We start from the raw sequence: 1,529 nt of genomic DNA on the forward strand, positions 1-1,529 counted from the left end.
GCAAAGGCATCGCTTGCTGAAAGAGACCCATCGCTGGCCGTCACCGTGACACTCAATGTACCATTGAAGCCCTGCGGCGGTGTGCCCGAGAAACTCCCCGAAGCCGCATCAAACATCAGCCAGTCCGGCAGCGCCGCACCCCCAACCAGCGTTGCACTCAGGGTCAGTGCATCGCCATCCACATCCGTGAATGCGTTGGCTGGTAGTGCAAAACTCACGGCTTCATCTTCTGCTGAAGACTGAGGAGGCAATGCAATCGCCACAATAGGTGCATCATTGGTTCCGTGAACAACGACAGAAACGGTTGCGGTGCTCTCCCCGCCATGGCCGTCACTGACGGTATAGGTGAAGGTATCCGTCAGTGTCTGACCCTCTGCCAGGGCCTGAACAGCCTCTGCACCGGTGGGATCATAGCTGATCGTCCCGCCGGTGTTCAGCGTCAGGGTGGCACCATGCGTACTTGTGGCGGACACATCTGTCACCGTGAGTGCATCCCCGTCGATATCACTGTCGTTGGCAAGAAGGGTGGCTGTATCAATCAAAGTGACAGCATCTTCTGTGACAAGATTGGGATTTTGAGCAATACCATTCGCATCAAAAATACGGGCCTTGATGGCCCAGCTAGACGTATCACCTTGCTGCTCGTCACCAGATGTCCAGGTGACGACGAAATGGCCATTGGCGAGCGCTGTCACATTCGGGTCGTATTGACCACCATTGGGAAACTCATTGACCAGGAATTCGCTGACAATCTCGACACCGTTCGCATCAAAAATGCGGGCCTTGATGGCAGTATGAGACGTATCACCTTGCTGCTGGTCCCAAGACTGCCAGGTGACGATAAAATTGCCATTGGTGAGCGCTGTAATACTCGGGCTGCCTTGAGTGTCATTGGTAAATTCATTCACCAGGAACTCACTGACGATCTCATTTCCATCCGTATCGAAAATACGGGCCTTGACGGCCCAACCAGACGTATCGCCTTGCTGCTGATCAGCAGACGTCCAGGTGACGATGAAATGACCATTGGCGAGCGCTGTAACACCTGGGTCGATTTGCAAGTTATTGGTGAATTCATTGACCAGGAACTCGCTGACGGTCTCGTTGCCAGTCGCATCAAAAATGCGGGCCTTGATGACACTACTGGACGTATCGCCTTGCTGCTGGCCATCAGACTCCCAGGTGACGACGAAATGACCATTGGCGAGCGCTGTCACACTCGGACTGCCTTGAGTGTCATTGGTAAATTCATTGACCAGGAACTCGCTGACGGTCTCGTTGCCATCCGCATCAAAAATGCGGGCCTTGACGGCATAACCAGACGTATCGCCTTGCTGCCTGTCATCAGACTGCCAGGTGACAACAAAATGGCCATTGTCGAGGGCTGTAATACTCGGGCTACCTTGAGTGCCATTGGCAAATTCATTGACCAGGAACTCACTGACGATCTCGTTACCATCCGCACCAAAAATACGGGCTTTGATGGCAGAATTGGACGTATCGCCTTGCTGCCCGTCTTCAGACTGCCA

The 1,529-nt window shown here is 53.7% G+C and carries 1 protein-coding gene; it reads right to left on the reverse strand.

Features of this window, described 5'->3' with window-relative positions; translation table 11 throughout:
* On the reverse strand, positions 1–1,529 hold a 1,529-nt coding region (locus tag ACFWW2_RS21025; protein WP_393931503.1), incomplete at both ends, for an Ig-like domain-containing protein.

Origin of the sequence: Yoonia sp. R2-816, from assembly GCF_046762905.1 — a bacterium.
Taxonomy (GTDB): Bacteria; Pseudomonadota; Alphaproteobacteria; order Rhodobacterales; family Rhodobacteraceae; genus Yoonia.